General features: G+C 74.8%; 16 protein-coding genes. 8 read left to right on the forward strand and 8 right to left on the reverse strand.

Going from position 1 to position 17,933, the window contains the following annotated elements; all coding sequences use genetic code 11:
* The first annotated feature begins 138 nt into the window (after window positions 1-138).
* Both larAH and BCD48_RS34495 read left to right on the forward strand, forming a co-directional pair.
* Complete coding sequence (larAH, locus tag BCD48_RS34490) at window positions 139-1,719, forward strand: NPN-dependent hydroxyacid isomerase, LarAH14/15/16 family (RefSeq protein ID WP_071052630.1); 1,581 nt, start codon at window positions 139-141, stop codon at window positions 1,717-1,719.
* Window positions 1,716-2,717, forward strand: a complete 1,002-nt coding sequence (locus tag BCD48_RS34495) for a lysophospholipid acyltransferase family protein (protein WP_198543511.1) — start codon at window positions 1,716-1,718, stop codon at window positions 2,715-2,717. Before larAH ends, BCD48_RS34495 begins: the two co-directional genes overlap by 4 nt.
* 14 nt (window positions 2,718-2,731) lie before the next feature.
* On the opposite strand, the gene BCD48_RS34500 is transcribed toward BCD48_RS34495, so the two are convergent.
* Window positions 2,732-3,796 carry a hypothetical protein gene (locus tag BCD48_RS34500; RefSeq protein ID WP_083419636.1) on the reverse strand — a complete coding sequence of 355 codons (1,065 nt, stop codon included), beginning with the start codon at window positions 3,794-3,796 and terminating at the stop codon, window positions 2,732-2,734.
* Between the two features lie 565 nt (window positions 3,797-4,361).
* On the opposite strand from BCD48_RS34500, the gene BCD48_RS34505 reads away from it, so the two are divergent.
* Window positions 4,362-4,829 (forward strand): hypothetical protein, encoded by a 468-nt coding sequence (locus tag BCD48_RS34505; RefSeq protein ID WP_131804158.1) that lies wholly within the window; start codon window positions 4,362-4,364, stop codon window positions 4,827-4,829.
* 74 nt (window positions 4,830-4,903) lie between these two features.
* Here the strand turns inward: BCD48_RS34505 and BCD48_RS34510 are convergent, their stop codons facing one another.
* From BCD48_RS34510 to BCD48_RS34530, 5 genes are all read right to left on the reverse strand, one after another.
* Window positions 4,904-5,278 (reverse strand): fluoride efflux transporter FluC, encoded by a 375-nt coding sequence (locus BCD48_RS34510; protein ID WP_071052587.1) that lies wholly within the window; start codon window positions 5,276-5,278, stop codon window positions 4,904-4,906.
* A complete protein-coding gene (locus tag BCD48_RS34515; RefSeq protein ID WP_071052589.1) occupies window positions 5,275-5,622 on the reverse strand; it encodes a DUF190 domain-containing protein in 348 nt (115 codons plus the stop codon). Before BCD48_RS34515 ends, BCD48_RS34510 begins: the two co-directional genes overlap by 4 nt.
* On the reverse strand, window positions 5,619-6,032 hold the full coding sequence (crcB, locus tag BCD48_RS34520; RefSeq protein WP_241842223.1) for a fluoride efflux transporter CrcB: 414 nt from the start codon (window positions 6,030-6,032) through the stop codon (window positions 5,619-5,621). Before crcB ends, BCD48_RS34515 begins: the two co-directional genes overlap by 4 nt.
* A 283-nt stretch (window positions 6,033-6,315) precedes the next feature.
* Window positions 6,316-7,305 carry an SDR family NAD(P)-dependent oxidoreductase gene (locus BCD48_RS34525; RefSeq protein ID WP_083419648.1) on the reverse strand — a complete coding sequence of 330 codons (990 nt, stop codon included), beginning with the start codon at window positions 7,303-7,305 and terminating at the stop codon, window positions 6,316-6,318.
* A gap of 182 nt (window positions 7,306-7,487) precedes the next feature.
* On the reverse strand, window positions 7,488-9,143 hold the full coding sequence (locus BCD48_RS34530; RefSeq protein ID WP_083419637.1) for an MFS transporter: 1,656 nt from the start codon (window positions 9,141-9,143) through the stop codon (window positions 7,488-7,490).
* A gap of 179 nt (window positions 9,144-9,322) precedes the next feature.
* Here BCD48_RS34530 and BCD48_RS34535 point away from each other — a divergent pair, with 179 nt between their 5' ends.
* Window positions 9,323-9,877: a MarR family winged helix-turn-helix transcriptional regulator gene (locus BCD48_RS34535; protein ID WP_241842224.1), complete on the forward strand. Its 555-nt coding sequence runs from the start codon at window positions 9,323-9,325 to the stop codon at window positions 9,875-9,877.
* A 12-nt stretch (window positions 9,878-9,889) separates the two neighbouring features.
* On the opposite strand, the gene BCD48_RS34540 is transcribed toward BCD48_RS34535, so the two are convergent.
* Together BCD48_RS34540 and BCD48_RS34545 are read right to left on the reverse strand one after the other, a co-directional pair.
* Window positions 9,890-11,551 carry a toll/interleukin-1 receptor domain-containing protein gene (locus tag BCD48_RS34540; RefSeq protein ID WP_083419638.1) on the reverse strand — a complete coding sequence of 554 codons (1,662 nt, stop codon included), beginning with the start codon at window positions 11,549-11,551 and terminating at the stop codon, window positions 9,890-9,892.
* Between the two features lie 160 nt (window positions 11,552-11,711).
* Entirely contained in the window at window positions 11,712-12,857 is a 1,146-nt protein-coding gene (locus BCD48_RS34545; RefSeq protein WP_071052591.1) for a tyrosine-type recombinase/integrase, read from the reverse strand.
* Window positions 12,858-12,951: 94 nt separating this feature from the next.
* Here BCD48_RS34545 and BCD48_RS34550 point away from each other — a divergent pair, with 94 nt between their 5' ends.
* The 4 genes from BCD48_RS34550 to BCD48_RS34565 all read left to right on the forward strand — a co-directional run bounded on the left by BCD48_RS34550 (window position 12,952) and on the right by BCD48_RS34565 (window position 17,813).
* Complete coding sequence (locus BCD48_RS34550; RefSeq protein WP_071052593.1) at window positions 12,952-13,164, forward strand: helix-turn-helix domain-containing protein; 213 nt, start codon at window positions 12,952-12,954, stop codon at window positions 13,162-13,164.
* A 76-nt stretch (window positions 13,165-13,240) separates the two neighbouring features.
* Window positions 13,241-13,828 carry a Clp protease N-terminal domain-containing protein gene (locus BCD48_RS34555; protein ID WP_071052594.1) on the forward strand — a complete coding sequence of 196 codons (588 nt, stop codon included), beginning with the start codon at window positions 13,241-13,243 and terminating at the stop codon, window positions 13,826-13,828.
* 269 nt (window positions 13,829-14,097) lie between these two features.
* Window positions 14,098-15,834 carry an ABC transporter ATP-binding protein gene (locus tag BCD48_RS34560; RefSeq protein ID WP_071052595.1) on the forward strand — a complete coding sequence of 579 codons (1,737 nt, stop codon included), beginning with the start codon at window positions 14,098-14,100 and terminating at the stop codon, window positions 15,832-15,834.
* On the forward strand, window positions 15,831-17,813 hold the full coding sequence (locus BCD48_RS34565) for an ABC transporter ATP-binding protein (RefSeq protein ID WP_116271759.1): 1,983 nt from the start codon (window positions 15,831-15,833) through the stop codon (window positions 17,811-17,813). The genes BCD48_RS34560 and BCD48_RS34565 overlap by 4 nt, the downstream gene beginning before the upstream one ends.
* Window positions 17,814-17,933: the final 120 nt, after the last annotated feature.

Raw genomic sequence — 17,933 nt, forward strand, 5'->3', positions numbered from 1 at the left:
CGGTGCCGGATCCAGCACGATGGTCGCGACGCCTGGCGCCGCGGCCGCACCACCGGCCCGGTCCGCGGCCGGGGCGATATTCCGAACAGCCCGACGCGGCGGCCGACGCCGGCCGTGCGGGCCCGCGATGAGGGGAACGTGGCTGTGAGACCGGGGTTCGTGCTCGAGGTCGACGAGCGGACTCCCCCGCTGCTGGTGCACCAGGGTGAGGGTCTGCTGCTGGAGCAGTTCCCGTTGGGGACGCGCGTGGTGTACCCGCCGGAGTCGCTGCCCGGTGTGCCGGACGTGAACGCGGTGATCGCGGACGCCCTGGAGCACCCGCACGGCAGCGAGCCGCTGCGGGCGCTGCTGTTCGCCGGGATGAAGCTGACGATCGCGTTCGACGACCTGTCGATCCCGCTGCCGAGGATGCGCCGCCCGGACATCCGCCAGCGGGTGATCGAGCAGGTGCTGGCGCTGGCCGCCGAGGCCGGGGTCGACGACGTCCATCTGATCGTCGCGACGGCGCTGCACCGGCGGATGACCGCCGCCGAGATCGAGTACGTCGTCGGGGAGCGGGTGTTCCGGTCGTTCTGGCCGGACAACCTGTACAACCACGACGCGGAGGACCGCGACAACCTGCTGCACGTCGGGGTCACCGACCACGGCGAGGACGTCGAGATCAACCGGCGGGCCGCCGAGTCGGACCTGATCGTCTATGTGAACGTGAACCTGGTCGCGATGGACGGCGGGCACAAGTCGGTGCCGATCGGCCTCGCGTCGTACAACAGCCTGCGGCATCACCACAACAGCCACACGATGCTGCACTCGAACTCGTTCATGGACCACACCCGCTCGGCGATGCACTCGTCGGCGTGGCGGATGGGCCGGCTCCTCGCGCGGCACGTCAAGATTTTCACGGTCGAGACGACGGTGAACAACCAGGCGTTCCCGGAGAAGTACGGCTTCCTGACGAAGCGCGAGTGGGAGTGGTCGCGCAAGGACCAGGCGATGGCCTACGGGATGACCGCCGCGCTGCCGAAGCTGCCCGGCCGGCAGCGCCACCGGCTGTTCCAGAACATCGTCGCCGACTACCAGGTCACCGCCGTCAACGCCGGCGAGACCGAGGCGGTGCACGAGAGGACCCTGGAGTCGGTGCACCGCCAGCAGCTCGTCGAGGTCGACGGCCAGTCCGATGTGCTGGTCGTCGGGCTGCCGTACATCGGGCCGTACAACTCCGACGCGGTGATGAACCCGATCCTCGCGACCTGCCTGGGGCTCGGCTACTTCTTCAACATGTACCGGGGCAGGCCGCTGGTCCGGCACAAGGGCGCGATGATCCTGTACCACCCGGTGACGCCCGAGTTCACCCAGCTGCACCACCCCTCGTACGTGGACTTCTACGAGGAGGTCCTCGCCGAGTCGACGGACCCGGCGACGATCGAGGCGAAGTTCGAGAAGCAGTACGCGACCGACCCCTGGTACATCCACCTGTACCGGACCTCGCACGCCTACCACGGCGTCCACCCCTTCTACATGTGGTATTGGGCGACGCACGGCATGGACCACGTCGGCGACGTCGTCTGGGTCGGCGGGGACCGCAGGGCGTGCGCCCGGATGGGTTTCCGAGCGGCGTCGACGTTCGCCGACGCGTTGGAGATGGTGTCGGGCACGGTCGGTCGCGACCCGTCGATCACCTACCTGCACTCGCCGCCGCACGCGATCGCGGACGTCCGGTGAGCCGGGTCAGTGGGGCGTCGGGCCGGCCGGTGCGGGCTGGCTCGTCGTCGTCCTCGCAGCCCCACCCCGGCGTGGGGCTGCGGCAGGCTGCCCGCGGGTTCCGTCTCGGCGGGCAGCGGCTGGTACCGGCGTCGGCGCAGGTGTACCGGCCGCCGCTGCCGGGCCGGGAGTTCCCGACGGCGTGGGCGCGCGGCCCGGCCGCCAGGGCGGCCCGGGCGGCGTTCCTCGGCGGGATCATGGACCCGTTGCTGCACTCCCAGCTGACGTGGACGGTCGAGGGGTCCGAGGTGTTCGCCGACCTGGGCGAACAGCCGGCCCTGATCGTGGCGAACCACGCGAGCCATCTGGACGCCACGGTGCTGCTGTGCGCGCTGCCGCCGGCGGTGCGGGAGCGCACGGTGGTGACCGCGGCGGCGGACTACTTCTTCGAGTCGACGTGGCGGGGCCTGTCGACGGCGCTGGCGTTCGGCACGGTGCCGATCGACCGCAGCGGCGGCGCCCCGTCGACGACGCCGGTGGACCTGCTGCGCGACGGCTGGAACCTGGTGATCTTCCCGGAGGGCACCCGGTCGCCGGACGGGGCACGGGGCCGGTTCAAGCTCGGCGCCGCGTTCCTGTCGATCAACACCGGGGTGCCGGTGGTGCCTGTCGGGCTGCGCGGCACGTTCGCGGCGATGCCGCGGGGCCGGTCGTGGCCGGTGCCGGGCCGCCCGGAGGTGTCGGTGCGGTTCGGTCGCCCGCTGCGGCCCGGTGAGGGCGACGACGTGCGCGGCCTCACCGCCCGGCTGGCCGCGGAGGTCGACAGGCTCGTCACCGAGAGCGAGACGTCCTGGTGGGCGTCGCTGCCCCGGCCGGGCCGGCCGACGCCACCTCCCGGCGGCACCCGCGCCGCCGTCCCCGCCCCCGGCGGTGGCGAGCCGGCCCGGTGGCGCAAGGTGTGGGCGGCGACGGAGCCGCCGGCACCCACCCGCCCCCGCTCCCCCTGGGGCGGCTCCTAAAGGCGGGGGCATGGTCACTGGCCGTCGCCGCTGGCGACGGCGAAGTGGCCAGTGAGTATGTGCACCCCGCCATGGCGGCGCAGCCGGCCGGTGGCGACGACCGGCTCCCTGGTCCGGTATGCGCGGATCGCGTCGTCGTACTCCGGGCCGGACACGGTGACCTGCACGGTGCGCGGGGTGGACCGGCCGACGACGCCGCGGATCGTGGCGATCCCGCCGTCGTCGGCCTCGCCGCGGTCGAGCCGGGTGACCTGCCCGTACACCGCCGTCCTGGGCCGCTCGGACAGGGCGGCCAGGACGGCTCGCAGCCGCAGCAGCGCTTCGGCGTCGTCGCGGCGCAACGCCACCCGGACCACCGCCGGGGTGTCCAGCCCGGCGCGCGGCGCCCAGTAGAACGCCAGCTCCATCCTGCGCACCCGTGGCGCGGTCACCATCCCGAGCAGCGCGTCGCACAAGTCCACGCTCACCCCGCGCAGCACCAGCGGCGACGGCGCCGCCTCGGTGGCCGTGCCGCCGGCGGGACCGAGGCCCGCCGCCGGCACGGCCAGCGGGCCGGCCGGGTCGTCCGCCGGCTCGGCGAACGGCAGGCGGCGGGCCGTGTGGTGGTCACGGATCGCCTCGGTGACCTCGACGAGCGCGCCCGCGAGGGTCGTGCCCACCCGCCGCTGGAACGGCGCCAGCCGCGCCCCCGAAGGCCAGGCCGCGGGCGCGCCCCGGCCGCGGTCCGCGCCGGGCAGTGGGCCGTCGTCGAGCCGGGTGTAGACCGCCAGCAGGGGGCTGTCCGCCTCGGCGTGGACGAACCGGACGTCCTGCTCGACGAACGCCTTCACCGCGTCCGGCCGCCGGCCGGCGAACCGCGATGCCGGGCCGATGGCCGCCATCGCCGCGGCCTGCAACAGCCGCGCGACCCCGGCGAACAGCGCCCTTGCCTGGCCGAGTGACACCCCCGCGACGGCGTCGTCGGGCTCGAGCCGCAGGTGCAGCACGTCCCCCAGGCCCTCGGCCTGGGCCGCCGGTCTCCCGGTGCTCCGGCCGGCCGCGACCAGGCTCACCGGCACCGGGGCCGCCTCGCCGTTCACCGCGTACCCCCGCGCGCCCGTCCCGCCACCGGGGCCGCCTGGTGGCGTCCCCGCGGCGCCGTGGCGCCGTCCCTCGCGTGCGCGACCCCGCCGCGCCGCACCTTCACCGCCATGCCTGGGCCCCTCGTCCTTGTCGGTCACCGTCGGCCGTCGGCGGATGACCGCCGGCCGCGAGCCCTGGCGCCGCGTCCGCCAGGCGGGACCGAGCGTGGACCGGGCCGCGCCCGGCCCGCCAGGCTCGTCTCATCCCTGTGGACGGACACCTTTCGTCCACAGGGATGACCGCGATGCGGCCACCCCGGCGCCGGTGAGAGGTCGGCAGTGTGCGCACCCCGCGCGTCGGAGGCCTGGCCCACCCCCCGGCCACAGCATGTGAGATGCGTCACATGATGATCGACATGTGGATAACCCTGGTGACGACACGGTGGGTAACTGGGTGCCCCCTGGGGACGGGGGGGGTCAAGGCTGGGGATCGCCTGTGGGACAGGGCTGATCCCGCCGACAGGCCGGATGTCAAGGCGTTGAACGGGACACGCCCGCAGGTATCACTGGGTGCATGGCCCTGATGCAACGGCTCCGCCGCGACGAGACGACCACCGCCGAGACGGCCCATCGCGGCGCCGCGCCGGCCCCGGGCCTCGCCCCGCCACCCGCCCCGGCGCACCGCGCCACCGTCACCCACCCACCGGTCGCCGCGCGGGCAGCCGCCCCAGGCGGCCCGCCGTGGGCGCCGGCCGCCCTGCCACCGAGCGTCGCCCGCGTCGCGGCCCGGACCCGTCTGTCAGCCGAGCTGCTCGCCGCGATCCTGGAGGTCGACGCCCGCCAGCGCGCGACCCTCGACGACATCGAACGCGCCGACGCGCTCGCCGAGCGGCTGCTGGCCCGCCGCGCCGACCGGCAGCGCACCGCGGTCGCGGGCCGCCCCACCTCCGGCCCCGCCATCGCGCGGGCGTACCGGCCGGCCGACCCACCGAGGCGGTCAACCGCCGCCCGCGACCAGCCGCCGCCTTCCCGGCTGGTCGCGGCGGGGTGACCGCCGGGGACCCGGCACCCTTCTCGGCTCCCTGGCGTCCGCCTCGCGCGGTGACCGCCCGCCGGTCGGCCCGCTCAGCCCCAGGCGGCGCCCGCGACGGCGGCGCCGAGGATGGCGGCGCCGAGCGTGGTCAGCACCGTGACGGCGACGTTCGCCGCGGCGACCAGCCGGGAACCACTCTCGGCCAGGCGCAGCGTCTCGTAGGAGAACGTCGAGTAGGTCGACAGCGCCCCGCACAGCCCCGTCCCGACCAGCAGGGCCACCCGCTGCGACGCGACGCCGGCCGTGACCGCCCCGGCGACCAGGCCCAGCAGCAGGCTCGCCGCCACGTTCACGGTGAACGTCCCCCAGGGGAAGACGGCGCCGTGGCGGGCCTGCACCGCCCGGTCCACCAGGTAGCGCAGCGGGGCGCCGACGGCGGCGCCGGCGGCGACGAGCAGCCAGTTCACCCCGCCGGCCGCCGGTCGGTGTGGCGGACGGCCTCGACCTCGTCGAGCACGACCAGCCCCTCGCCGACCAGCTCGTCGAGTTCGGGGAGGAACGCCCGGACCCGAGGCTCCTCGTCGATGATGACGACCACGACGGGCAGGTCCTCCGACAGCGACAGCAGCCGGGTGGTGTGCACGACGGACGAGGCGCCGTAGCCCTCGACGCCGTGGAACACGGTCGCCCCGGCAAGGCCGGCGGCGCGCGCCCGGCGCACGATCTCGCTCGACAGCGGCCGATGGTGCCACTGGTCGCTGTCGCCGATGAACACCGTGAGGCGCAGCGCCCGGCCTGCGAGCCTGGTCATCGGTGCCTCCCGAACAGCGCGCGGGCCGCCTGAGGCCCCGCCCGCAGCGTAAGCCTGGTCGCGGCGGAGGCGACGGTGACGGCCGCGAGCGCCGCCGCCATCGTCGCCGCGAGGTAGGCCAGCGCCAGGCCCGCCCGGCCCGCGTCGAGGAGGCGCTGCGCGTCGACGGCATAGGTGGAGAAGGTGGTGAAGCCGCCGAGAACGCCGGTGCCCAGGAACGGCCGGACCAGCGGGTGCACCGCCCGGCGCGCGGCGACCACCGCCATGAGCACGCCGATCGCCGCGCAGCCGGCGGTGTTGACCGCCCACGTCGTCCAGGGGAACGCCGCCTGCGGGGTCGGCCAGGCGAGCGCGGCGCCGTAGCGCAGGCAGGCGCCGACCACCCCGCCGGCGGCGACGACCGCGATCACCGCGCCGTGCGTCCCCGCCAGCGGCCGGCGGCGTACCGCCGGCGCCGCCGAAAGGACAGGTTCCGCGTCGCTCAGGGCTCTCTCCCGCTGACGTCCCCGGCTGTCCGCCGCGACGGACAGCCTGCCGGCCGGCGGCGGTGTCCCTGGCCGGCCGGTACCGAAGCGGTGCGGCGGCCACGGCCCGCGCCAGGCCGATCGGCGGCCGCGCCGCCGTCTCACGGTATGCCGCCCGGCCGCGACGAGGCGCGCACACGGCCGCGCCGTTGGTCACCGCCCGGCAGGGTCAGTCAGGCAGGCTGACACGGGCGGCCGAGTACTCCCACAGCGCCCTGCCAAGCTCCGTGTCACGGGCCTGCCGGCCGGTGAAGAACCGGTCACGCACCTTGTAGCGGTGCAGGTAGGCGCCATTGACGGCCTCCGGGTCCTGCCGGGTTGCCAGCGCCACGAGCGGGCGGGCGCCACCGGCCGGGGTCCGGGCACCGACCAGCCGCAGGGGCCGGTAGAACGTGTGCACGAACCAGGTGTCGCGGCCGAAGCTGCTCACCACGACACCCGGGTGCACGGCGGTCGCGGTCGGCCAGCCGGGCGCGGCCCGGCGGGCGAGCTCGCGGGCGAACACGACGTTGGCGAGCTTGCTGTCGAAGTAGACGCCGAACTGCTGGTAGCGGCGCCGCGCACGGTCCAGGTCCTTCGCGTCGAGACGGCCGAGGGGGTTGACGACGCTGCTGGTCACGACCACCCGCGAGCCGGGGGTGGCCGACAGCCGCGGCAGCAGCAGGCCGGTGAGCAGGAACGGGGCCAGGTGGTTGACCTGGAACGTGAGCTCGTTGCCGTCCTCGGTCCGGGTCAGCGCCGGGAACAGCCCGCCGGCGTTGTTCATGAGCACGTCGATACGGGGGCAGACGTCGATGATCTCGGCGGCGGCGCGGCGGACGTCGGCGAGCCGGGCGAAGTCGGCGACGACGGGCAGAGCGCCTGTCTCGGCGGCGACGGCGGCGGTCCGCTGGGGCGAGCGGCCGAGGATCACGAGCCGGGCGCCGAGGGCGCGCAGCTGGCGGGCCGCGGCGGCGCCGATCCCCGCGCTCGCTCCGGTGATGACGACGGTCCTGCCGACCATCGACCGCCCGGCGGTGGGCCGGTCCGTCTCGCTGCCCCGCGCCCGGGTCGTCCGGTCCGCGGCCTGCCCCGCGTCGCCGTGGCCCGCCGCTGGGCTCGGGCCACCCTGCGCCGGCTGTGCCGGCTTCTTCGCCGTCTCAGGCGTCGTCTCCACCATCGTCACTCCCACGGCACCCGCGTGCCTCCCCTGGGGCACCCCCGGCCGGCGGGGATCGTCCCACGGTACGGCCGGCTGTGCCCGCTGGGCTGGCGGAACGTCGCCGCCGTGTTTCCCCGGCGGGACGGGCCGGCCGCCGTGTGCCGGGGCGGCACGCGGCGGCCGGCCGGCCATCCGCCGGGCTAGGTGGCCAGCGGGACCGGGGTCGCTTCGGGCGTGGCGCCCTGGGCCTGGGCGGGGAGGGCCGCCGGTTCGGCCGCCAGAGCCGGGCCTGGGCCGGGCGCGGCGGCGGCGCCGCCGGTGGCGGTGGACGCGCGGGCGCCGACGACCAGGAAGACGACGATGGCCGCGGCCGCGAGGAAGGCGGCGCCGACGAGGCTGGCCACGTTGAAGCCGTGCACGGTCGCGGCTGTCAGCAGCCGCCCGTGGGCCGCCGCCCCGGTGGCCGCCGGGTGGGAGCCCAGGTAGCCGGAGGTGGCGGTCCCGGCGATGGTGCCCAGCAGCGCGAGCCCGAGGGACGCGCCGATCTGCTGGGAGGTCATCACCGCGCCACCGGCGACCCCTGCGTCACGGCCGGCGCCGAGGGTGGCGATGCTGTTCGCCGGCATCATCACCCAGCCCATCCCGAAGCCCAGCACGACCAGCGACGGCAGCGCCCCGGTCCAGTAGGAGCTGTCCGGCCGCAGCAGGCCGATCAGCGCGAGCGCGACGGCCGCGCTCACCAGTCCCGTCACCAGCAGGTTGCGGATCGGCGCCCGCACGATCAGTCGGCCGACGATGCGCGCCCCGATGATCAGGCCGATGGTCATCGGGAGGAACGCGACGCCGGTGCGGGTCGGCGAGTAGCCGAGCACCTCCTGGAGATAGAAGGTCAGGAAGAACATCCCGGCGAACACGGCCACGCCGAGGCTGAACGTCGCCAGGTACGAGCCACCGCGGCCGCGGTGCGTGACGACCCGCAGCGGCAGCAGCGGGCTGGCGGTCCTGGACTCGACGAGCACGAACAGGGCGAGCAGCGCGACGCCGGCGACCAGGGAGACGATCGTCATGGCCGCGTCCCACCCGTCGGTCTCCGCCCGAGAGAACCCGAAGACCAGCGCCATCAGCCCGACGGTCGCCAGGAGCGCTCCCAGCAGGTCGAGCCGTTCCCGCGCCGCCCTGGCGATCCTGGCCGCCTCGGTGCCGCGCGCCGGGCGTGCCGCCTTGGCGGGCACGGCCGCGAGGGTGACGACGCTCGCGAGGATGGCGAGCGGGATGGAGATGAACAGGCTGTAGCGCCAGGAGAAGTAGCCGGTGAGCAGCCCGCCGGCAATCAGCCCGATCCCCGAGCTGGAGCCCATCACCGTGCCGAAGATGGCGAAGGCGCGAGCGCGTTCGGCCGGGACGGTGAACGTGGTCCCCAGCAGGGCGAGCGCGGCCGGGGTGAACAGGGCGCCGAACGCTCCCTGCAGGCCGCGGGCGGCCAGCAGCATGCCGGTGTTCACCGCGGCGCCGCCGAGCGCGGAGGCGACGGCGAAGCCGGCCAGGCCGATCAGCAGCGCGCGGCGGCGGCCGAGCAGCTCGCCGACCCGGCCACCGAGCAGCAGGAAGCCGCCGTAGCCGAGCGCGAACATGGTGATGACCCACTGCCGGCTCGGGTCGGACATGTGCAGCGAGCGCTGCGCGGACGGCAACGCGATATTCATGATCGTGAAGTCCGCGGCGACCATCAGCTGGCCGAGCGCCGCGGCCGCGAGCGCTCGCCAGCGCCGCGGGTCGGCCGCGCCGTCGTCGTGGTCGGGGCTGGTGGCCGCGGCGGCCGGGTCGGCGGGCCGTGTCGGTGAAGGGTCCGTGCTCATCGCGTTTCCACCCTCTGCCCCGCGTCCTGGCGGGGTCTCGTGCCGGGCGCCGAAACCGGATGCGGGATGCTGGGCTTCGGCGGCACTATCATGGGGACTGCCAACGTTGGTGTCGCCAACACTAACAAGATTCGTGGGTGGCGCCAACAAATTTGTCGGACGAAGCGGGGTGGGACCTGGTGGGCGAGAGCTGTGCCCCTGCGGGCGGCGTCGCGGCGGCCGCGACGGATACCGTGGGAGCCACCGCCGCCGAAGGGCTTGCCGCATCCTGGCCGGCCCGGGTGCGCGGGCTCGCCGGCTGGCTGGTGAACAAGACGGCGGTGCACTCGCACCGGCTGACCGCCGAGGCGTTCACCGCCGTTGGCGGCCGCCGCTTCCACTACGCGCTGCTCGCCTCACTCGAGGAGTTCGGCTCGTCGAGCCAGGCGGACCTCGGGCGGCATTGCGGGTTCGACCGCAGCGACGTCGCGACCATGGTCAACGAACTGGTCCAGGCTGGCCACGTCGAGCGTGCGCAGGATCCGGCCGACCGGCGCCGCAACATCATCGCGATCACCCCGGCCGGGCGGTCGCGGCTGGCGGACTTCGACGTGGTCGCCGCCGACCTTCAGGACGTCTTCCTCGCCCCCCTGGACACCGAGGAGCGCGCCGAGCTGATCAGCCTGCTCACCCGCGTCCTCGAGCACCACACCGCTCTCCACGGCTTCGCCCGCGAACCCCACCCGGGCGCCTGAGGCGCCGCCGGGTCAGTGGTTCGCGGTGGCGAGCAGGGTGCCGGTGCTCCACAGGACGGTGGCCTTGCCCGCGCAGGCGGCGGCGAGCAGCGCGCCGTCACGGGAGAACGCCAGGTCGTTGATGGCGCCGTGCCCGGCGGTGAACGCCGCGACCCGTGCCGGGCGGGCCGGGTCGGTGAGGTCCCACAGCAGCACCTGGCCGTCGGCGCCGCCGGTGGCGAGCCCGCGGCCGTCGGCCGTGACGGCCAGCGCCGTCACGGCCTTGCGGTGTCCGGCGAGGTCCGCGACCGGCTCTGGATGGGCCGGGCTCGCGACGTCCCAGAGCCGTGCGAGCCGGTCGCCGCCGGCGGTGGCGAGCAGGGGCCCGGACGGGACGAACCGTGCGGCGTACACGGTGTCGCGGTGCGCGGCCAGCGTCGCCATCCGGGTCGGTTTCGCCGGGTCGGCCAGGTCCCACAGCAGCACGACGTTGTCGTCACCACCGCTGGCGAGGCGCCGCCCGTCCGGGCTGAACGCGACGGTCCGCAGCCCCTTGCGATGGTCGGTCAGCGCGACGAGGAGACTGTCCGTCCCGGAGCGGCGGGTGTCCCACAGGGCAACGATCTTGTCCTGCCCGCCGGAGGCGAGCAGATGGGCGTCCGGGCTGAGCGCGACCGCGCGGATGTAGTGGCGGTGGCCCCGCTCGGTGAAGACCTCCTCCGGCGCGGAGGGGTCGGTGATGTCCCACAGCGCGACCCGCATCCCGTCGCCGGTGATGGCGAGGCGGGTGCCGTCGGCGCTTGCCGCCAGCGCGCGGACCCATTCCTGGGTCAGCCGGCCGCCGTACTCGATCACGGAGAGCGGCGCCGGGCGGGTTGGGTTCGCCAGGTCGAACAGCCGGACCCTGCCGTCCTGGGCGCCGCTGACCAGCACCCCGCCAGTCGACGGGAGCACGACGGCGCGCACCGGGGAGTGCTGCCCCTGCAGCTCGGCGAGCACCCCCGGCGTCAGCACCGGCGCTGACGCCGCCGGCTCGGCCGATGCCGCGGGCCGCGCCTCGGCCGGCGTGGTCGTGCCGGCCGAGGGCGCCGCCGCGGCGGACGGCACGGGCATGGCGTCGGCCGGCGTCGCCGGAGCGGCGTTCACGGAGCGGGCGGTGGCCGGGAGGACAGCGAGCTGGCGGCGCAGCCACTCGCGGGCGACCGGGGGCTCCAGGCCGAACAGGTCGAACGACACGGCGCCGGCGAGCAGCGCGGGCCGGCGCAGGTCCTCGACACGGGCCACGACCATCCGCCCGACCGGCACCTCGCCCGCGCCGGTCTCCGGGCCCTGGCCACCGGCCGGGGTGTCGGTGTCCTCGTCCCCGCCGGCCGCCGGCTCGCCGAGGCGCGGCGGGTGCGCGGCCGGGCTGGATGGTTCGCCGGCGTCGTCACCGAGAGCGGCGAGGTAGGCGGCGGACAGGACGACGAGCACCTGGTCGGCGTGCCCGGCGGCGGACCGCAGCGCCACCGCCACGGCTGGAGCGCCCGGGCTGCCGGCGGGCAGCGGCTCGGCGGTGGCCCGCCGGCCCGCGTCCTGCAGCTGCCAGACCAGCCAGTCGGCCCAGCCGCGGTCCTGCTCGGCGAAGCTCACCGCGAGGTCCCAGCGAACCACGCCTGGCGCCGCCGAACCACCTGTCCCACTGCCCGTTGTCACGCCCGCGAGCCTCCCACGTGCCTGGTCACCCGGCCCAGCCGGCCCCGCGTCGGACTGGGTCGCGTCTGATGGCCTCCGGCCACGCGAGGCTCCGCCATCATCGCCGCAGGGGTCCCCGGAAGATCGGCGCTAGCCGATCTTCCGGGGGAGCGACTTCGGACTAGAGGCCGACGCGGCCCGACGGGTTGTCACGGTCGAACAGCCGCCCCGCGCGCACGTAGCTGTCCAGGGACGAGGCCGAGCGCCACCGGCCCTGCCGCATGATCGCCCGGTCGGCGACGCCGGCGCGGGCGGCGGCGGTGGCGAACCCGGAGCGCAGCGAGTGGCCGGCGAAGTCCGCCGGGTCCAGGCCCGCCGCCGCGGCCCGGCGCTGCACGATCCGGGCGACCGAGCTGGGGTGCAGCCGGCTGGCCCCGACGTGGCCGTGCCGGTTGATCCCGCGGAAGGCCGGGCCGCCCGTGAGCCTCGCGGCGGCGGCCCACGCCTGCCAGGCGCGCACGGGGCAGGTCGGCCGGTAGGAGCCGTAGGCGACGCCGACGAGCGCGCCGGCGCCCTCCTGGTCGGTCTTCGACGAGCGGATCGACAGCACCAGCCCGTCGGCGGTGACCTCGATGTCGGCCACGTCGAGGCCGACCAGCTCGGAACGGCGCAGGCAGCCGGCGAACCCGACGAGCAGCAGCGCCCGGTCGCGGACGGCGGCGAGCGCCGCGGCCGCGCTGCCCGGCACCGCGTCGCCCGCCAACGCGCCCTTCGGCGTCTCGTCGGCGGGTGCGCCGGTGCTGGTCGGCGCGTCGGCGGGTGGTTCGTCGATCGCCGCGAGGACGCGGGTGAGCAGCGACGTCTCCAGCGCCTCCTTGCGGGCGGGGCGGGTGCCGTGGACGCGGCGGATGCCGTCCCACACGGTCGCGACCTCCGGGGACGTCGCCGGGTTGGGCGCCTTCGCGAGCTGGTGGGCGACCGAGATCGCGGCGAGGCGCCGCCGGATCGTCGACGGCTTGTAGCCGGCGTCCGCGAGGGCGGCGATGTAGCCGGCGACGGTCAGCGCGCTCGCCGGCACGGCCGTCGGCACCGTCGGCTGGGCGGCGCACCAGGCGCGGAAGTGCCGCAGGTCGGTGTCGTAGGCCCGCCACGTCGAGGTCGCCCGCGCGGCGCGGGCGTACTGCGTCACCCGGCCGGCCAGCGCCGCGGTCAGGTCCGCGTCGCCGTCCCACGCCACCTCGGCGTCGGCCCGCGCGGGCAGTCTGGCCACCTCGGCGGACTGCTCGCCGCCCGTGGGGTCGGCGGCTGGCTCGCGTCCGGTGGGCATGGGTGAAGTCTTCTCCCCCGGGTCCCGCGTCAGCAAGACCATGGCTGTCAGTCTGAATTGACAAAGTCATGGCTGTCAGTCCAAACTGACAGCCATGGACGTGGGCGATCTGCTGACGCGGGTGCGGGCCGGTGACCCGGCGCTCGGTCTGCGGGCGGTCGGAGCGCTCCACCGGCTCGCCGAGCAGGTGGAGGCGCAGGCCGTCGTGACGGCCCGCGAGCAGGGCTGGTCGTGGGAGCAGATCGGCGACGCCCTGGGCGTGTCCCGCCAGTCCGCGCACGCCAAGCACGGGCGCGCGGCCGGCTAGCCCGCGCCCCGCGCGGCGTCCCTCCGGTGCTTCGGACAGGACAGATTCGGACAGCAGAAAGAGGAGGCGATGGCGGATGCCCGCTCGCTTCGCCGCCGGTGCCCGTGGGGTCGTCGGCGCGGCGCTGGCCGAGGCGCGGCTGCGCGGCGACCGGCGGATCGGCACCGAGCACCTGCTCCTCGGTGTCCTGCACCATCCAGACACCGAGGCGGCGCGCGCGCTCGGGGTGGACCTGCCCGCCGCGCGCTCGGCACTCGCCGCGCTGGACCAGGCTGCTCTGGCCGCCCTGGGGATCGCCGTCGGCGCCCTGGCGCCCGCGGCGCCGGCCGACGACGGCGTGGACCCGTGGCCCGCCGCGCGGGCGCCGGCGTCGGGCGAGCCGGCGTCGGGCGACGATCCGGCCGCTGTTCTCTTCGGCCATGACCGGCAGCGGCCGACGCCGGCGCAGGTCGCCCAGCTGCGCACCGCGCTGAGCTCCGGCGCCCGCGCGGTGCTCTCCCGGGCCCTCGCCGTCGCGCCCACCACCCCGGCCCGCCGCGTCACCCCCGAGCTGGTGCTGCTGGCACTGCTCGAACGCCCGCCTCCGGACCCGGCCGCCACGCTGCTCGACCGGCTCGGCGTCGACCGCGCCGCCGCCCGCGGCCAGCTCGGCGACCCGTCCTGATGAGAACAGACCCGCCGGTCGGCTGGTTGGGACCAGCACGGCCGCCGTGCCCGGCCGCGCCGCCGCCCTGGCCAGCTGGTGGCCGCCGTGGGAACGCGTGAAATGCCTTTGACCTCACCTGGAGGTGAGTCCGTAGTGTCCGAACGTGCCGCCCGCGGCCCGGCTGGCCCGCGACGCCCGGCCGCCACCGGCTGTCACACCCGTGCGCGAGCGCTGTCAGCGCCGGCAGCGCCGCCACCCGCACCACCGTTGAGAGGGACCGCCACCGCATGCTGATCCGACTTCTGCGGGCCCACCTGGGGCCCTACCGCGCGCAGCTCGCGGCGCTCGTCACGCTGCAGCTCGCGGCGACGTTCGTGATGCTCTACCTCCCGACGCTGAACGCCGACATCATCGACCGCGGGGTGATCACCGGGGACACCGGCTACATCCTGCGGCTCGGCGGGATCATGCTGGCGATCACGGTCGGGCAGATCGTGTGCTCCGGCGGGGCCGTGTTCTTCAGCGCCCGCACGTCGATGGCGGTCGGCCGGGACGTGCGCGCCGCGGTGTTCGACCGCGTGCAGTCGTTCTCCGCCCGCGAGGTCGCCCACTTCGGGGCTCCGTCGCTGATCACCCGGGCGACCAACGACGTGCAGCAGGTGCAGATGCTCGTCCTGATGGGGTTCACCATGATGGTGTCCGCGCCGATCATGTGCATCGGCGGGATCGTGCTGGCGATCCACCAGGACCTGGGCCTCTCGACGCTGCTGGTCGTCGTCGTCCCGCTGCTGGCGATCATCATCTCACTGATCATCTACAGGATGCGCCCGCTGGGGCGGGCGATGCAGGAGCGGCTCGACACGGTCAACCGGGTGCTGCGTGAGCAGCTGGCCGGCCTGCGCGTGATCCGGGCGTTCGTCCGCGACGACCACGAGCGGACCCGGTTCGGGGTTGCCAACGCGGAGCTGACCGACACGTCGCTGCGGTTCGGCCGGCTGATGGCGCTGATGTTCCCGCTGGTGTTCACCATGGTGAACCTCTCCAGCATCGCGGTCCTGTGGTTCGGCGCGCACCGCATCGACTCCGGGGCGATGCAGATCGGCGCGCTCACCGCCTTCCTCAGCTACCTGATGCAGATCCTGATGTCGGTGATGATGGCGACGTTCATGTTCATGATGATCCCTCGCGCCGAGGTCTGCGCCGAGCGGATCGAGGAGGTTCTCGGCACCGAGACGACCCTTCTGCCGCCGGCCGCGCCGGTCACGCGACTGACCCGGCACGGCGAGCTGGAGCTGCGCGGCGTCGGGTTCCGCTACCCGGGCGCGGAGGAGCCGGTGCTGCGCGACATCAGCCTTCTCGCCCGCCCGGGCCAGGTCACCGCGGTCATCGGGTCGACCGGGGCGGGCAAGTCGACGCTGCTGTCCCTGATCCCCCGGCTGTCGGACGTCACCGAGGGGGCGGTGCTCGTCGACGGCGTCGACGTCCGCGAGCTCGACCCGGTGCTGCTCGCCGCCACCGTCGCCGTCGTCCCGCAGAAGCCCTACCTGTTCACCGGCACCGTCGCCTCCAACCTGCGCTACGGCAACCCGGACGCCACCGACGACGAGCTCTGGCAGGCCCTGGAGACGGCCCAGGCCCGCGGTTTCGTCGAGGCGATGCCCGACGGGCTGGCCACGCAGATCGCGCAGGGTGGCACGAACGTCTCCGGCGGACAGCGCCAGCGGCTCGCGATCGCCCGCGCGCTGGTGCGCCACCCGGAGATCTACCTGTTCGACGACTCGTTCTCCGCGCTCGACTACGCCACCGACGCGGCGCTGCGCGCGGCGCTTTCCCGTGAGACCGCGGCCGCGACGGTCGTGATCGTCGCCCAGCGGGTCGCGACGATCCGCGACGCCGACCAGATCATCGTCCTCGACGAGGGCAGGGTCGTCGGCGTCGGAACCCACCACCAGCTGATGGCCGGCAACGAGACCTACCGGGAGATCGTGCTGTCCCAGCTCACCGAACAGGAGGCCGCCGCATGACGAGTCCCAACGGCCGACCAGCCGGTGGGCTGCCGGCGCCGCGCCCCGCCGCCGCGGGCGGCGGCCCCCCGGCGGTCCGGATGATGATGGGTGGTGGTGTCGAGAAGTCGGCGGACTTCAAGGGGTCGACGCGGCGCCTGCTCGGGCTGCTGCGCCCGCAGCGGCGGCTGTTCGTCGCCTCGCTGGTGCTGTGCGCCATTGCCGTCGCCTTCAACGTCAGCGGCCCGAAGCTGCTCGGCCACGCCACCGACCTGGTGCTCACCGGCGTCTTCTCCAGGAACCTGCCGGCGGGCACGACGAAGGCCGAGGCCGTCGACCACCTGCGCGCCACCGGCCACGGCACCCAGGCCGACCTGCTCAACTCGCTGAACGTCACCCCCGGCGCCGGGATGGACTTCCACGCCATCGGCGCCGTGCTCGCCTGGGTGCTGGCCGTCTACCTGCTCGCCGGCGTCTGCTCCGTGCTGCAGGCCCGGCTCACCAACGCCGCACTGCAGCGGGTGCTGTCCCAGCTGCGTACCGACGTCCAGGAGAAGATCACCCGGCTGCCGTTGCGGTACTTCGACCGGGCGCAGCGCGGCGAGGTGCTGTCCCGGGTCACCAACGACATCGACAACCTCGGGCAGAGCCTGCAGCAGAGCATCGCGCAGTTCGTCCAGTCCGTCCTGACGATCATCGGCGTGCTGGCGGTGATGTTCTGGATCTCCTGGCTGCTCGCGCTGATCGCGCTCGTCACCGTCCCGCTGTCGATGCTGCTCGCGGCGCGGATCGGGAAGTTCGCGCAACCGCACTTCGTCAGCCAGTGGCGCACCACCGGCCGGCTCGGCGCCCACGTCGAGGAGATGTACACCGGGCACATGCTGGTGCGGGCGTTCGGCCGGCAGGAGGAGGCCGCCGCGGTCTTCGCCGAGCAGAACCAGAAACTCTACGAGGCGAGCTGGCGGGCGCAGGCCATCGTCGGGCTGATGCAGCCCGCGATGATGTTCATCGGGAACCTGAACTACGTCTTCGTCGCGGTCGTCGGCGGGCTGCGGGTCGCCTCCGGTGACCTGTCGATCGGCTCGGTGCAGGCGTTCATCCAGTACTCCCGGCAGTTCTCGATGCCGCTCTCCCAGGTCGCGTCGATGGCGAACCTGGTGCAGTCAGGGGTGGCGTCGGCCGAGCGGGTGTTCGAGCTGCTCGACACCCCCGAGCAGGATCTCGACCCGGTCGAGCCGGTCCGGCCCGCCGAGCCGCGTGGGCGGGTCGAGTTCGAGCACGTCGCGTTCCGCTACGAGCCGGACAAGCCGCTCATCGAGGACCTGTCGCTGGTCGCCGAGCCGGGGCACACGGTCGCGATCGTCGGCCCCACCGGTGCCGGCAAGACCACGCTGATCAACCTGCTGATGCGGTTCTACGAGGTCACCGGTGGGCGGATCACCCTGGACGGCGTGGACATCGCGACGATGACGCGCGACGAGCTGCGTGCGGCGACCGGCATGGTGCTGCAGGACACCTGGCTGTTCGGCGGCACGATCGCCGACAACATCGCCTACGGCGCCGAGGGCGCCACCCGCGAACAGGTCATCGCGGCGGCGAAGGCCGCCCACGTCGACCGGTTCGCCCGCACCCTGCCCGATGGCTACGACACGGTCCTCGACGACGAGGGCGCCGGCGTGTCCGGCGGCGAGCGGCAGCTCATCACCATCGCCCGGGCGTTCCTCGCCGACCCGCAGATCCTCATCCTCGACGAGGCGACCAGCTCGGTGGACACCCGCACCGAGGTGCTCATCCAGCGGGCCATGTCGCAGCTTCGGGCCGGGCGGACCGCGTTCGTCATCGCCCACCGGCTGTCCACGATCCGCGACGCCGACACCATCCTGGTGATGGAGCACGGCTCGATCGTGGAGCAGGGCACCCACGAGGAGCTGCTGGCCGCCGACGGTGCCTACGCCAGGCTGTACAAGGCCCAGTTCGCCCAGGCCGTCGTCGAGGTCTGAGCGCGCAACCGGCCGCGTGGTCCCGCCGCTTCTGCGGCGGGACCACGCGGCGGATCCCCACACGACCCGCGGGCCGGCGTCCCAGGCGGCGGATCCCCACACGACCCGCGGGCCGGCGTC

Source organism: Pseudofrankia coriaricola (assembly GCF_001854805.1).
Classification (GTDB): domain Bacteria; phylum Actinomycetota; class Actinomycetes; order Frankiales; family Frankiaceae; genus Pseudofrankia.

Coding starts and splice junctions, on each gene's coding strand:
- BCD48_RS34505 (WP_131804158.1), top strand. CDS start 4,362: ATGCAACGGCTCCGCCGCGACGAGACGACCACCGCCGAGACGGCCCAT.
- BCD48_RS34515 (WP_071052589.1), bottom strand. CDS start 5,622: ATGACCAGGCTCGCAGGCCGGGCGCTGCGCCTCACGGTGTTCATCGGC.
- BCD48_RS34525 (WP_083419648.1), bottom strand. CDS start 7,305: ATGGTGGAGACGACGCCTGAGACGGCGAAGAAGCCGGCACAGCCGGCG.
- BCD48_RS34530 (WP_083419637.1), bottom strand. CDS start 9,143: ATGAGCACGGACCCTTCACCGACACGGCCCGCCGACCCGGCCGCCGCG.
- BCD48_RS34545 (WP_071052591.1), bottom strand. CDS start 12,857: ATGCCCACCGGACGCGAGCCAGCCGCCGACCCCACGGGCGGCGAGCAG.
- BCD48_RS34550 (WP_071052593.1), top strand. CDS start 12,952: ATGGACGTGGGCGATCTGCTGACGCGGGTGCGGGCCGGTGACCCGGCG.
- BCD48_RS34555 (WP_071052594.1), top strand. CDS start 13,241: ATGCCCGCTCGCTTCGCCGCCGGTGCCCGTGGGGTCGTCGGCGCGGCG.
- BCD48_RS34560 (WP_071052595.1), top strand. CDS start 14,098: ATGCTGATCCGACTTCTGCGGGCCCACCTGGGGCCCTACCGCGCGCAG.
- BCD48_RS34565 (WP_116271759.1), top strand. CDS start 15,831: ATGACGAGTCCCAACGGCCGACCAGCCGGTGGGCTGCCGGCGCCGCGC.